We start from the raw sequence: 13,267 nt of genomic DNA, 5'->3' as shown, positions 1-13,267 counted from the left end.
CGCACCTTCGTACACTGGACCCATGCGCTTCTTGGACGGACAGACACCCACGACCGACCTCACCTACGGGGACGTGTTCCTCGTCCCCGGCCGGTCTGAGGTCACCTCCCGCTTCGACGTCGACCTCTCGAGCACCGACGGGACCGGCACGACCATCCCGCTCGTCGTCGCCAACATGACTGCCGTCGCCGGGCGACGCATGGCCGAGACGACGGCCCGCCGTGGTGGCATCACCGTGATCCCCCAGGACATCCCGACCGACGTCGTCGCCGACGTGGTCGCGAGCGTCAAGGCGAAGGACCCCGTCGTCGAGACACCCGTCGTGGTCTCCCCCACCGACACCGTCCACACAGCGCTCACCCTCATCGGCAAGCGCGCGCACGGCGCCGCGGTCGTCGTCGACGGCGACCGCCCCGTCGGTGTCATCACCGCCTCCGACTGCACGGGCGTCGACCGCTTCACGCAGGTCCACCAGGTCATGTCCGCCAACCCGACGTCGATCGACGCCGGCGTCCTCGAGGCTGCGGGCGCCGACGGTCTGCGCCGTGCCTTCGACCAGCTGCACGAGTCGCGCCGCAAACTCGCCCCCGTGGTCCGCGACGGTCGCCTCGTCGGGGTCCTCACCCGGGTGGGCGCGCTCCGCTCGAGCATCTACGACCCCGCGCTCGACGGCTCCGGCCGGCTGCGCGTCGCGGCAGCCGTCGGCATCAACGGGGACGTCGCCTCGAAGACCGAAGAGCTGCTCGCAGCCGGCGTCGACGTCCTGGTCGTCGACACCGCGCACGGCCACCAGTCCAAGATGATCTCCGCCCTCAAGGCCGTGCGGTCCGTCTCCCCGAAGGTCCCCGTGGTGGCGGGGAACATCGTCACCGCCCAGGGCGTCGAAGACCTCATCGAGGCCGGCGCCGACATCATCAAGGTCGGTGTGGGACCGGGCGCGATGTGCACCACCCGGATGATGACAGGTGTCGGTCGCCCGCAGTTCTCCGCGGTCCTCGAGTGCGCCGCCAAGGCCACCGAGCTCGGCAAGCACGTGTGGGCCGACGGTGGGGTCCGACACCCGCGCGACGTCGCGCTGGCCCTGGCCGCCGGTGCCTCGCAGGTGATGATCGGGTCCTGGTTCGCCGGCACCCACGAGAGCCCTGGCGACCTGCACGACGACGGCAGCGGCCGGCTGTACAAGGAGAGCTTCGGCATGGCCTCGGCGCGAGCCGTCGCCGCCCGCACCGCCGGTGGCTCGCCCTTCGACAGGGCCCGCAAGTCCCTGTTCGAGGAGGGCATCTCGTCCTCGCGCATGTACATCGACCCGAAGCGTCCCGGGGTCGAGGACCTCATCGACGAGATCACGTCGGGCCTGCGGTCGTCGTGCACCTACGCGGGCGCCACGAGCCTCGCGGAGTTCGCAGAGCGTGCCGTCGTCGGCATCCAGTCCGCGGCCGGCTACGAAGAGGGCCGTCCGCTCCCCGCCGGCTGGTGACGGAGCCCGACGGGGCCGGGTCGACGCACCCGGTCCGGACCGCGCTCGACACGCTCGTCCGGACCGGGGTCGACTGGGGCTGGCGCACAGGCCCGGTGCCCGGTGAGCGTGCGACGCTCCCCGACCGTCCGACCAGCAGGACGCCGCCGGCCGTGAGCCGGCCGGCGGCTGTGCTCGTCCTGCTCGGCGAGCGGCAGACCGGTGGTCCGGACCGCGCCCTCGACGTGCTCCTCGTGGAGCGTGCGGCCTCGCTCAACCACCACCCCGGGCAGATCGCCTTCCCGGGCGGCCGCCTCGACCCCGAGGACGACGGCCCCGTGGACGCAGCCCTCCGCGAGGCCGTCGAGGAGACGGGCCTCGACCGCTCCGGCGTCGACGTCGTCGGCACGCTCGGCGGTCTGCCGCTCCCCGTGAGCAACCACGTCGTGACACCGGTGCTGGCCTGGTGGGCGCGTCCGTCGGCCGTCGGCGTGGTCGACGCGGGCGAGTCCGCCGCCGTGTTCAAGGTCTCGGTCGACGACCTCCTCGACCCCGCGAACCGTCGCCTCGCCCGGGTGAGCCGCGGCGGCCGCTCCCTCGACAGCCCGGCCTTCCTCGTCGACGGACGCCTCGTGTGGGGCTTCACGGGCATCGTGCTCGACCGGGTGCTCGACGGCCTCGGGTGGACCCGCCCGTGGGAGCAGCGCGTGCTCGACGTCCCCGTCTGACGCGGCGCCGGTCCCACCGCCGGGAGACGGGCGCCGGGGGCGTCTCCCTCCTCGCCCAGCCCTACGAGCGTGACGTCGCCCTGCTCCCCGCGCGGTCTCTCACCTAGTGGTGGAAGGCAGACTTCTCCACGACGTGCGGCAGCGGCCCGGGCAGCCTGTCGAGGGCGGCTGTCTCCTCCTCGACGACCTCGAGGAGCGAGGCGGCGAGATCCATGCTCATGCCGTTGCGCACGACGATCCGCTGGACCGTGAGGTTGCTCAGCGAGTCGGGCATCGGATAGGCCGGGACGAGCCACCCTCGGGCGCGCAGCCGGTCCGAGAGGTCGTAGAGCGTCCAGTTCTCCGTGTACCCCTCGCGCAGCCGCCAGGCGAAGACAGGGATGTCGGAGCCGTCGTTCCACAGCTCGAAGGCCGGGATCTTGGCGATCCCCGAGGAGAGGTACAGCGCGACGTCCTGGGCGGCCTGCTGGACTGCCGTGTAGCCGCTGCGCCCGAGCCGCAGGAACAGGTAGAACTGCAGCAGCACCTGCGCCCCGGGCCGAGAGAAGTTGAGCGCGAAGGTCGGCATCTCGCCGCCGAGATAGCTCACCCTGAACACGAGGTCCTCGGGCAGGTACTCGGCCGAGCGCCACACGACCCAGCCGAGCCCCGGGTACACGAGTCCGTACTTGTGGCCCGAGGTGCTGACGGAGTGGACGCGCGGCAGCCGGAAGTCCCACACGAGGTCAGGCTGGAGGAACGGCGCGATCATCGCGCCGGAGGCACCGTCGACGTGGATCGGCACGTCGAGCCCAGAGACGGCCTGGATCGCGTCGAGTGCCGCCGAGATCTTCTCGACAGGCTCGTACATCCCCGTGTACGTCACGCCGAGGATGGCCACCACGCCGATCGTGTTCTCGTCGACGAAGGAGGCGAGGTCGTGACCGTCGAGCGTCTTGTGCTCCTCGGTGATGGGCACGTAGCGCGCCTCGACGTCCCAGTAGTTGCAGAACTTCTCCCAGCACACCTGGACCGCCGAGCTCATCACGAGGTTCGGCCTGTCGGTCGGGCGACCGGCCGCGCGACGAGCGTGCTGCCACCGCCGCTTGAAGGCGAGGCCGGCCAGCATGCAGGCCTCGGAGGAGCCGACCGTCGACGTCCCGAGGGCCTTCTCCGGCTCGGGTGCGTTCCACAGGTCCGCGAGGATCCGCCACCCGTAGGTCTCGATCGCGGCGGTCTGCGGGTACTCGTCCTTGTCGATCATGTTCTTGTCGAAGGACTCGGCGTAGAGCTTCTCGGCGTGCGGGTCCATCCAGGTGCTCACGAAGGTCGCGAGGTTGAGCCGTGCGTTGCCGTCGAGCATGGTCTCGTCGTGCACGATCTGGTAAGCCGTCTCAGGCAGCATGCCGTCGTCCTCGAGGTGGTACTTCGAGGCGACCGAGTCCTCCCCCGGCCGGGCGAAGAGCGGGTTGACGCTCACGTGGTCGCTGTGGTGGTGCTGGTCTTCAGGGGACATCGTCGTCTCTCCTCGGGATGTGTCGGCAGCGCGCACTGGCGATGCTCCCCCGGAGGACACTGACGGACGAGCCACGACAGAGGTCGTCACCCGGCCTGCTGGCCGAGAGCGCGTCGTCGTCCGAGTCTCGACCTCTGCGGAGGGGGCAGCAAGTGGTCGACGCCCGCACGACCCGCCGCGTCACACGCTCGTGGGCGCGCCGTCTCCCGGAGCGTCTGCGTCCTGGCCCTCGGCAGCGCTGTTCGCCGGGCTGGTCGCGAGCACGACGCACGCGGCGAGGGCGACCGCGAGCGCGAGGACCGCCGGCACAGCCCAGCCGTCACGGACGACGTCGCCGAGGACAGCGACGCCGATGCCGCCGGGGACGACCACCTCGAGCACCGACACTGTCGCGGCTGTCCCGCCGACGCTGCCCTGCTCGAGGGCCCGCAGGTAGGCGACGGCACCGACCACTCCACCGAGCACGACTGCCACGGCGACGGGCTGCAGGACCGTGCCGAGCAGGTCGTCGGCTGCGTGCGCCGTGCGGGCTCCGAGCGCGGCCACCGAGTACCCCAGCCCCGCGGCGACGGAGAGCGCCCTGGAGGACCCCGACCTGTAGAGCAGCACCGTGGCGAGGGCGAGCAGCACGCTGCCCGTGACGAGCACGACCACGAAGCCTGCGGGTGGGGCTGTCGCGGGCTGCTCGCCGCCCGCTGCCCCGATGACGACGAGCGCGAGGACGACGGCGACCACAGCCCCGACGTCGACCCTGCGCAGGCGGGCTCCGAGGAACCAGCGAGCGAGCAGCACGACGACCACGACGGAGCCGGCGAGGACCGCCTGCACGAGGAAGAGCGGCAGCCTGTCGAGGGCGACGAGGGAGAGCAGCCACGCGAGGCCGTCGACGAGGAGGGCGGCGACCACGAGGGGCGTGGTGACGGCTGCGAGGCCGTGGGTGCTGCGGGTGGCGACGGCCTGCATGATCGTGCTGACGCCGTACCCGACCGCGGCGGCCAGGGCGGCCGCGAGGGACAGGATCATCGCGCGGTGCCCACAGCGCCGAGGAAGCGCCCGATGACGGGGATCTCGGTGACCCCCTCGGCGCCTGCGAGCACGACGGCCTGCGTCGCGATGAGCTCGGCGGAGTCGAGGACCACGTAGCGGGGCACCCAGGTGGGCTCGAACTTGTCGTTGAACTTGCCGAGGGTCTCCATCTGGGTGCCGCGCGAGAGCCTCTGCAGCAGGGGCCTGGTCACCTGGTCCAGCCTGGACGCGCTGTCGTCGGACTCGAGCACCTCGCGCATGACCGCGAAGTTGAGGCCGAGCCCACGCTCGCCGCGCCGGACGAGCTCGGTGACTGTGTGCACGATGGTCGTGTCGACGAGCCCGTTGGGGATGTCGTCGGTGTCGAGGCGCCGGCGCATGACGTCGAGCGACCAGCCGTCGACAGCGGCTGCGGGCACCCACTGGCAGAAGGCGTCGACCCGACCCTCGGCGGAGCGGGTGACGGAGAGCATGAGACCGGTGTCGGCGGGGTCGAAGAGGCGAGACAGCGTCATGGAGAAGCCGCGCTCGTCCTCGCCCCGGCGGGACTCCTCGGCCATCTCGGAGATCGCGGTGCGCAGGTCGGCGTCGAGGGTCGCGGGATCGTGGAAGGTGGTGGTGTAGCCGGCGCGCTCGACCCTGTTCACAGCCTGGCGAAGCGACTTGTGCGCGCTGCCCGCGAGGGTGAAGGTCGGGCAGTCGACGACGGCCTCGTCGCCGAAGTACACGACGTGCAGGCCGCTCGCCTCGTAGACGGGGAGCCAGTCGGCGCTCGCGGCGACCACTGCCACGGACCAGCCGTTCGACGAGGCCATGCTGAGGAACTCGGCCCACACCAGCTCGCGCTCGTCGGCGGGGCCGATCGGGTCGGGCGAGACGAGGCACACGCCGCCCCGGACGGAGAAGGCGACGACAGAGTCGGCGACGAAGAACCAGTCTTTGTCGTCGCGGAGCGCGAAGTAGTCGAGGGTCCCTCCCCCGTGGCGCTCCACGACGCGCCGGGCGTGCTCACGCTCCTTGTCATGGTCTGCCGGGCTCAGGCGCACGGCGTCACGGGGCGAGGTGAGCGCCCAGAGCATCGTCACGACGAAGACGAGCGTGAGCGCGAAGGAGACGGGGTGCACGATGCTGGCGAGCTCTTCGGCCCGGGCCCGGCCGGAGTGCTCGGGCACGAGGGTCGCGACGATGGCCACGGCTCCGGCCAGGCCAGCTGTCGACAGCCCGGTGACCCACGCGGCCCGGCGCACGGCCCGACGGGTCGGCAGCACGGGGAACGCGCTCCACCGCGAGGCGAGCCAGACCAGGGCGGCGAGGAGGACGAGGGTCTCGAAGACGTCGACACCCTTGAGCAGGTGCAGCACGGCCGACAGCGCCAGGACCCCGAGAGCGAGGACCCAGGACAGCCTGTGCCCCTTGCGCAGTCCGCGCGCTGTGATGAGCAGGGCGATCGAGACGAGCAGGAGCGTCGGGCGGGCTGTCGCCTCGGTGAGGCCGGGGACGAGGTCGGCGACCGGGCTGAAGACGCGCCGCAGACCGTGGGCGACGGCGGACACCAGGCCGAGGACGGCGAGGACGACGACCACCCGTGAGGCCATGACCCGGGTCTCGACCCGCCGCCGGTGCGCCTCGACGGGGCTGGGCCCGCGCCGAGGCAGGAGGATCCCGTTGCTGCTCGCTGACATCCGCGTCCGTCCCCGTGGTCGAGTCGTGCCTGTGCCTGTGCCGTGCTGGGCCGATCTGTACCCGCCGCCCGGCTGGTCGCTGGTCGGCTCGTCGGCAGCTGGCCCACCGGGCGCCCAACCTACAGCGCGTGCTCGGCTGCCGTCATCTGCTGCTCGAAGAGCTCGAGGCCGTAGGGCACGGCTGTCATCGCGGTGACCCAGCTGTGGCCCAGCCCTGGTTCGGTCCGCAGCTGGACGGGCTGTCCTCGCGCCTCGAGCCGTCGTGCGAGGTCCTGAGCCGTCGCGGAGACCTGGGCGTCGGTGTCGGTGGCGCCGTAGTCGAGGAAGACGGCTGTGGGGTCGGTCAGGTCGATCGTGCTGACGTAGTCGCTCGGGCTGTGGGCGGCGACCTCAGCGTCCGTCGAGAGACCGGCACCTCGCATGTCCCCAGGATCGCCGTAGGGCATGATCGCGAGGATCGTCCCGAAGTCTGCCGAGTGCCGCAACCCTTGGTCGAGGGCGCAGTACGCCCCTGCGGACATGCCCCCGATCGCCTGGTACTCCCGCCCGGTCGCGACGGGGTAGCGCTGGTCGACCCACGGGAGCACGACATCACGCAGGTAGGTCTCGGTCTGGGAGCCGCCGCGTGTCGAGTCGAGGCAGGACACCTCGCTCTGGCCACGGCCGTTCATGTCCGGGGCGACGACGATCATGGGTCGGATCTTCCCCGAGGTGATGAGAGAGTCGAGGACCGCCGGCAGGCCTGCACCGAACCAGTCGGCGGACCCTCCAGGGGAACCATGGACGAGCACCACGAGCGGGTACAGGGTCTTGCCCGAGGGGTCGAAGCCTGGGGGCGTGTAGATCCAGGTGTCGCTCGGGTCGACACGGAGGTCGGCAGGCGCCGCGATCTTCACTGCGCCGAAGGCACCTGTCCCCGTCGGCGGGTCCGCAGAGATCGTCGCGACGGACGCGCCCGGGACAGGAGCTGTCGGGACCGCAGGCACCTCGAGCCGTGGGCCGAGGCCGAGGTGGATCGCGAGAGCGTCGACCGTCGGGATGTACCCGACCCACGTGTTGACACCGACACCGACGGCGAGCAGGAGCGCGCAGGCCCCCGCCAGGAGGAGGTGCCAGGTGCGGGGGCGCCGGACCTGCGGTGCGTCCGTGGGCGCGGCTGGCGCGGCGTCGACCAGAGCCGCACGGGTCGTGCGCCTGTGCCGGACGCGACGGCGGACCGCGAGCACGACCGCGACCACAGCGACGACGCCCAGCACCGCGACGGTCCACCACGACGAGATCGCGTCGGTCGGGACAGGGGGGCCCACGACAGCGGGACCAGCAGCACCTGCAGCGACCTGACCGTCCACCCGACGACGCTCCTCACGAGCCTGTGGCTCTTCATGACGAGCCTAGATCGTCCCCCGCAGACCTGGACGTGAGCCGAGAGGCTGCAGACAGGCGCCTGGGACCGCTTAGCCTGGTCCCATGCCCCTCACACCTCGACCGTCCGTCGCATGAGCACCATTCCTGTCCCTGACCCGTCGCCCGCCGTCCTGGTCATCCAGCACGCCGCGTGGGAAGGGCCCGGCCTCGTGGGCCGCGCCCTCGACGAGCGCAGCATCGCCTGGCGTTCGGTGACCGTCCTCGACGACGCGGCACCTGAGCTCCCCGACGCCCGGTCGCTCGCCGGCCTGGTCGTCATGGGAGGAGGCATGGGAGCGCTGGACGACACGGCGCACCCTGGGCTCTCCGCCGAGCGCAGGCTGCTCGCCGACGCGACGGCCGCTGGTGTCCCGGTCCTCGGGATCTGCCTCGGGATGCAGCTGCTCGCCGTCGCCCTCGGTGGCGACCTGCTCACAGCGCACGGCGAGGAGATCGGTGTCGCGCCGGTCTCGCTCACCGGCGCGGGCCTGCGGGACGCGTACCTGTACCCGCTGACGGTCGACGCCTCGCCCGACCCGGAGGTGCTGCACTGGCACGCAGACGCCGTCACCGCTCCTCCGGGCGCGACAGTCCTCGCCTCGACACCCCTCACCCCCGTGCAGGCCTTCAGGTCAGGCAGTGCCGTCGGGCTCCAGTTCCACCTCGAGATCGACGGGGCGCACCTCGACGAGTGGCTCGCGACCCCCGAGATGGCTGCCGAGCTCGCGCCGGGCGTCGCCGACACGATGCGCGCCGACGCAGCCGTGCGGATGACGAGCCTCGTCCCGCGCGCCCTCGTGGTCTTCGGTGCCTTCGCCGACGAGGTCCGGGCACGTCGCGACAGCCTGACGCACGCCCGTGGCTGACCGCCCGGCCGCCGAGCTCGTCGTCGACACCACGCTGGTCCGCCGGCTGCTCGACGAGCAGTGCCCCACCCTGCCCGGCGTCGGTCCGACGGCAGACCTCAGCCTCGGGGTCGTCTCCGAGGGGTGGGACAACGTCATGCTCCGCCTCGGGACCTCGCTCGCGGTCCGGGTGCCCCGACGTGCCGTCGGCGCACGACTGCTCGTCAACGAGCAGCGGTGGCTCCCTCGTCTCGCAGAGCGTCTCGACGTGCTGGTCCCCGCGCCGGTCGTCGCGGGCGTCCCCGGCGCAGGCTACCCGTGGCACTGGAGCGTTGTTCCGTGGATCGACGGCACGGCCGCCGGCACGGTCGACCGCGCCAGGCTGCGGGGTGTCGCGGAGCCGCTGGCGGACTTCTTCGGCGCGCTGCACTCGGCCGCCCCGGCGGACGCACCGGTCAACGAGGTCCGCGGCGGCCCGCTCGAGGAGCGCGACGACGCGGTGCGTGAACGGCTGTCGCGCGTCCACCACCCCCGCGTCGCCGGGCTCACCGCCGTCTGGGAGGCAGGGCTCGACGCCGCCGCGTGGGACGGTCCGCCGCTGTGGCTGCACGGCGACCCGCACCCCTTCAACCTCGTGGTCTCCGACCAGCCGACGGGTGAGGTGAGCCTGCGGGCCGTGGTCGACTTCGGGGACATGACCTCGGGTGACCCCGCGTGCGACCTCGCCGCGACCTGGCTCGTCTTCGACCGGGCCGGGCGGGAGCGGTTCGTGGCGGCCGTCGAGAGAGCGTGGGACGATGCGGGCAGCGGCGACCTCCCGCACCAGGGTCGGTCACGAGAGGCCCTCCGCGCCCGAGAGGCACTCTGGCGCCGCGCGCGCGGCTGGGCCGTCGCGATGGGGACTGCGCTGCTCGCGCACAGCGACGACGACCCGACCTTCGCCGCGCTCGGTGCGCGGGTCGCCGACGAGCTGCTCGAAGACGACTGATCGCCTGGACCGGCTCGCAGTGGCTGGTGCGCGGCGCGACACGACGTGGGACCGCAGCGCGGCAGACGGGCCGCCTCCGTCGCCGAGGCCGCTCCGGCTACCCTTCTCGACCGACGACCGCCGCGTACGACGCGCGAGCCAGCTCTTCGAGGACGTCGAGGTCGATCGTCGTGAGGTCCTTGAGGTACAGGCAGGAGCTGCCGAGGGTGTGCGGCCCGAGGCGGGCGAGCATGTCACCGCGGTCCTCGAAGCCGTCCATGAGGTAGACGGTGGTCGCCGCCTTGCGCGGGGAGAAGCCCAGGGCCAACCAGTCGCCCTCGCGGCCGGAGGCGTAGACGACGTGGTAGCTCCCGAAGCCCACGATGCTGGTCCCCCACATCCGCGCGGGCTCACCGGTGGCACGCTCCATGAGCGCGAGCACGGTGAACGCGTCGCGTCTGCGGACCGGGTGCGTCACCCCGTCGAGGAACTCGGTCACCGAGCCGTCGTTCTCCACCGTCACCGCAGAAGAGGCCATCGCCCCAGTGTGCCGTCCCAGGAGCCCGGGCGACAGCCCGAGCCGACCTGTCCCGCACCGCTCTCGGCCGCACCAGAGCGGAGCACTGCCTCGTCGCAGCACGACGGGGGCGCCCGAGCGGGCGCTGCGGGGAACGCACAGCGGGGCGCCCACCCGGTGAAGGATGGACGCCCCGCTCTGGTACCGGTGGTGTCAGGTCACTTCTGGACGAGCGACCGGAGCACGTACTGCAGGATCCCGCCGTTGCGGTAGTAGTCCGCCTCGCCCGGGGTGTCGATGCGCACGACGGCGTCGAACTCGACGAGCGTGCCGTCGGTCTTCGTCGCGGCGACCTTGACGGTCGAGGGGGTCGATCCGTCGTTGAGGACGGTGACACCCGAGATGTCGAAGGTCTCCGTGCCGTCGAGCCCGAGGGACTCGGCGTTCTCGCCAGCCGGGAACTGCAGAGGCAGGACGCCCATGCCGATGAGGTTCGAGCGGTGGATCCGCTCGAAGCTCTCGGTGATGACAGCCTTGACGCCGAGGAGCGCCGTGCCCTTGGCAGCCCAGTCGCGCGACGAGCCGGAGCCGTACTCCTTGCCCCCGAGGATGACGAGCGGGGTGCCCTGCGCGGCGTAGTCCTGCGCGGCGTCGTAGATGAACGACTGCTGGCCCGTGACGAAGTTGAAGGTGTAGCCACCCTCGACGTTCTCCAGGAGCTGGTTGCGCAGGCGGATGTTCGCGAAGGTCCCGCGGATCATCACCTCGTGGTTCCCGCGGCGCGAGCCGTAGGAGTTGAAGTCACGACGCTCGACACCGTTGCCCGCGAGGTACTCCGCGGCCGGGGTGCCCGGCTTGATCGCACCAGCAGGGCTGATGTGGTCGGTCGTGACCGAGTCGCCGAGCTTGGCGAGGACGCGAGCACCGGAGATGTCGGTCACGGGGTCGGGAGTCATCGACATGCCGTCGAAGTACGGGGGCTTGCGCACGTACGTCGACTCGGAGTCCCACGCGAAGGTGTTGCCCTCGGGGGTGGGCAGGGCGCGCCAGCGCTCGTCACCGGCGAAGACGTCCGCGTAGTCGGTCGTGAACATCTCGCGGTTGATCGACGTGTCGATCGTCCGCTGCACCTCGTCGGCCGAGGGCCAGATGTCGGCGAGGAACACGTCCGCGCCGTCCTGGTCCTGACCGAGGGGCTCGGCGACGAAGTCGAAGTCCATCGTGCCGGCGAGGGCGTAGGCGATGACCAGCGGCGGGGACGCGAGGTAGTTCATCTTCACGTCAGGGTTGATGCGACCCTCGAAGTTGCGGTTGCCCGAGAGCACCGAGACGACCGACAGGTCGTGCTCGTTGACCGCTGCAGAGACCTCTTCGGGCAGCGGACCGGAGTTGCCGATGCAGGTCGCGCAGCCGTAGCCGACGAGGTGGAAGCCGAGCTTCTCGAGGTAGGGCCACAGGCCCGCCTTCTCGTAGTAGTCGGTGACGACCTTGGACCCGGGGGCCATGGAGGTCTTGACCCACGGCTGGGCCACGAGGCCCTTCTCCACGGCCTTCTTGGCCAGGAGCGCCGCAGCGAGCATGACCGACGGGTTCGAGGTGTTGGTGCACGACGTGATCGAGGCGATGACGACCTTGCCGTGGTCCAGCTCGGTCTGCGTGCCGTCGGCGAGCGTCAGGGGCACACGCTTGTGCGGGCGCTTGGACGAGTCACCGTTCGGGACGTGGTCGGGCGCGTCGCTCGGGTCGTGGTGCTCGCCCGCGGCGATGGGGTCCGAGGCCGGGAAGGTCTCGTCGACCGACTCGTCGAGGCCCGTGAACGGGGCTGCAGCGGCGGCGTCGACGTAGTCGAGGATCGACGTCGCGAAAGAGCTCTTCGCGTCCGTGAGCTCGATACGGTCCTGCGGACGCTTGGGGCCGGCGATGCTCGGGACGACCGTCGAGAGGTCGAGCTCGAGGTACTCGGAGAACTTCGGCTCGATGTAGGACTCGGCCGAGGGGTCGAGCCACATGCCCTGCTCCTTGGCGTACGCCTCGACGAGAGCGAGCTGCTCTGCGGAGCGGCCGGTGAGGCGCAGGTAGTCGAGCGTGACGCCGTCGATCGGGAAGATCGCCGCGGTCGAGCCGAACTCGGGGCTCATGTTGCCGATGGTCGCTCGGTTGGCGAGCGGCACGGCCGCGACACCTTCTCCGTAGAACTCGACGAACTTGCCGACGACACCGTGCTCGCGCAGCTGCTGCGTGATCGTCAGGACGACGTCGGTCGCGGTGACGGCCGCGGGGATCTCGCCCGTGAGCTTGAAGCCCACGACGCGCGGGATGAGCATCGAGACGGGCTGACCGAGCATCGCGGCCTCGGCCTCGATGCCACCGACGCCCCAGCCGAGCACGCCGAGGCCGTTGACCATCGTCGTGTGCGAGTCGGTGCCGACGCAGGTGTCGGGGTAGGCGCGCAGGACCCCGTCGACCTCTCGGGTCATGATGGTGCGGGCCAGGTACTCGATGTTGACCTGGTGGACGATCCCGGTGCCCGGGGGGACGACCTTGAAGTCGTCGAAGGCCGTCTGGCCCCAGCGCAGGAACTGGTAGCGCTCACGGTTGCGCTCGTACTCGAGCTCGACGTTGCGCTCGAAGGCGTCGGCGCGACCGGCGACGTCGATCTGGACCGAGTGGTCGATGACGAGCTCGGCGGGGGCGAGCGGGTTCACACGCTCCGGGTCGCCGCCGAGGTCGGCGACGGCCTCGCGCATGGTGGCGAGGTCGACGACGCAGGGCACACCCGTGAAGTCCTGCATGATCACGCGCGCAGGGGTGAACTGGATCTCGGTGTCCGGCTGTGCGTCAGGGTCCCAGGAGGCCAGGGCGTTGACGTGGTCAGCGGTGATGTTCGCGCCGTCTTCGGTGCGGAGGAGGTTCTCGGCGAGAACCTTGAGGCTGAACGGAAGCTTGTCCGTCCCTTCAACTGCGGAGAGCCGGAAGATCTCGTACGAGGTGCCATCGACCTCGAGAGTTCCCTTCGACCCGAACGTGTCCACGCTGCTCACGTAGGCTCCTTCATCTTCGGCGAGACAGGTGCGCGAGGGAGTCGGCGAGACGTCCGCCCGGCTGGTGCACCTGGTACTTGGGGGCTTCGCCCAGCGTAGCCGGGCA

Annotated in this window: 10 protein-coding genes; 4 read left to right on the top strand and 6 right to left on the bottom strand. The window is 71.3% G+C overall.

The features are described 5' to 3' along the window. Positions 1-22 precede the first annotated feature (22 nt). A complete protein-coding gene (guaB1, locus tag SANBI_RS07770; protein ID WP_056132268.1) occupies positions 23-1,477 on the top strand; it encodes a GMP reductase in 1,455 nt (484 codons plus the stop codon). Beyond that, positions 1,474-2,184 carry an NUDIX hydrolase gene (locus SANBI_RS07765; protein WP_319160542.1) on the top strand — a complete coding sequence of 237 codons (711 nt, stop codon included), beginning with the start codon at positions 1,474-1,476 and terminating at the stop codon, positions 2,182-2,184. The genes guaB1 and SANBI_RS07765 overlap by 4 nt, the downstream gene beginning before the upstream one ends. Before the next feature lie 103 nt (positions 2,185-2,287). Here SANBI_RS07765 and SANBI_RS07760 read toward each other — a convergent pair whose 3' ends face one another. From SANBI_RS07760 to SANBI_RS07745, 4 genes are all read right to left on the bottom strand, one after another. Further along, positions 2,288-3,679 (bottom strand): glutamate decarboxylase, encoded by a 1,392-nt coding sequence (locus SANBI_RS07760; protein ID WP_319160540.1) that lies wholly within the window; start codon positions 3,677-3,679, stop codon positions 2,288-2,290. A 180-nt stretch (positions 3,680-3,859) separates the two neighbouring features. Further along, positions 3,860-4,702, bottom strand: coding sequence for a hypothetical protein (locus tag SANBI_RS07755; RefSeq protein ID WP_319160538.1), 843 nt, complete (start codon positions 4,700-4,702; stop codon positions 3,860-3,862). Next, a complete protein-coding gene (locus tag SANBI_RS07750; protein WP_319160537.1) occupies positions 4,699-6,387 on the bottom strand; it encodes a bifunctional lysylphosphatidylglycerol flippase/synthetase MprF in 1,689 nt (562 codons plus the stop codon). The genes SANBI_RS07755 and SANBI_RS07750 overlap by 4 nt, the downstream gene beginning before the upstream one ends. A 119-nt stretch (positions 6,388-6,506) precedes the next feature. Beyond that, positions 6,507-7,736, bottom strand: a complete 1,230-nt coding sequence (locus SANBI_RS07745) for an alpha/beta hydrolase (RefSeq protein ID WP_319160535.1) — start codon at positions 7,734-7,736, stop codon at positions 6,507-6,509. 147 nt (positions 7,737-7,883) lie between these two features. Here SANBI_RS07745 and SANBI_RS07740 point away from each other — a divergent pair, with 147 nt between their 5' ends. After that, positions 7,884-8,657 carry a type 1 glutamine amidotransferase gene (locus SANBI_RS07740; protein WP_319160533.1) on the top strand — a complete coding sequence of 258 codons (774 nt, stop codon included), beginning with the start codon at positions 7,884-7,886 and terminating at the stop codon, positions 8,655-8,657. Beyond that, positions 8,650-9,624 (top strand): aminoglycoside phosphotransferase family protein, encoded by a 975-nt coding sequence (locus SANBI_RS07735; protein WP_319160531.1) that lies wholly within the window; start codon positions 8,650-8,652, stop codon positions 9,622-9,624. Before SANBI_RS07740 ends, SANBI_RS07735 begins: the two co-directional genes overlap by 8 nt. Positions 9,625-9,721: 97 nt before the next feature. Here the strand turns inward: SANBI_RS07735 and SANBI_RS07730 are convergent, their stop codons facing one another. Beyond that, positions 9,722-10,141, bottom strand: coding sequence for a DUF1801 domain-containing protein (locus tag SANBI_RS07730; protein WP_319160529.1), 420 nt, complete (start codon positions 10,139-10,141; stop codon positions 9,722-9,724). 197 nt (positions 10,142-10,338) lie between these two features. Next, positions 10,339-13,161, bottom strand: a complete 2,823-nt coding sequence (locus SANBI_RS07725; protein WP_319160527.1) for an aconitate hydratase — start codon at positions 13,159-13,161, stop codon at positions 10,339-10,341. Between the last annotated feature and the right edge of the window lie 106 nt (positions 13,162-13,267).

The organism is Sanguibacter biliveldensis (assembly GCF_033798665.1).
Lineage (GTDB): Bacteria > Actinomycetota > Actinomycetes > Actinomycetales > Cellulomonadaceae > Sanguibacter > Sanguibacter inulinus.
This window is presented reverse-complemented; position numbering and strand designations above follow the sequence as displayed.